A 650-nucleotide genomic window follows, 5' to 3' on the forward strand; every position below is an offset into this window, starting at 1 on the left:
GCAATGGCAATACCACCGACAATCTCCATTCCAATTGCGAAGATAAAGATTGCATGATAACCAAATCCTTCAACAATGGCTGAGGCAACCATGGCACCTAACATTTGACCTAATGTATTTGCCAAGTTAATTAAGCCTAAATCTTTACCAGCCGTATCAGATGATGGCAAAACATCCATATTCAAGGCACCATCAACCGAGTTGTACAAACCATTACCAAAGGCAGCAATGACAGCATATGCAAACATTGCCCATGGTTCTTTAACAAATAGTGGGAACAAAGCTGCTGCACCAAGTGCAAAGGTTGCAATAACAACCGGGGCTTTTACCCGCTTCATTTTATCAGCTAGTGGGCCACCAACTAACGCGAAGAAGACACCGATGACTAACATAATCATTGAGAAAATTGAAATTGACTTACCGGCCTGACCGGTACTTTGACCAATATAATCAGTAAACAGGAACAACAGGAAAGTTGTGACAATCGTTGACCCAACAACCATGAAGAATTTACCAGTCAAAGCCAGGTAAAAGTCGCGAGCATCGTGAGTTGGGAAGAAGAAGTATTTCTTTAACGTTTCTTTATCAAGATGAACTTTTGGTTCATCAAGGTTGCCTTTTTCTTGAATCAAGAGTTCGTGAATGATGGC

The 650-nt window shown here is 41.2% G+C and carries 1 protein-coding gene; it reads right to left on the reverse strand.

Features of this window, described 5'->3' with window-relative positions:
• Positions 1–650: MFS transporter (locus FC85_RS13865; RefSeq protein WP_157051300.1), on the reverse strand; the 650-nt coding region annotated here is incomplete at both ends.

It is taken from the genome of Lentilactobacillus diolivorans DSM 14421 (assembly GCF_001434255.1).
Classification (GTDB): domain Bacteria; phylum Bacillota; class Bacilli; order Lactobacillales; family Lactobacillaceae; genus Lentilactobacillus; species Lentilactobacillus diolivorans.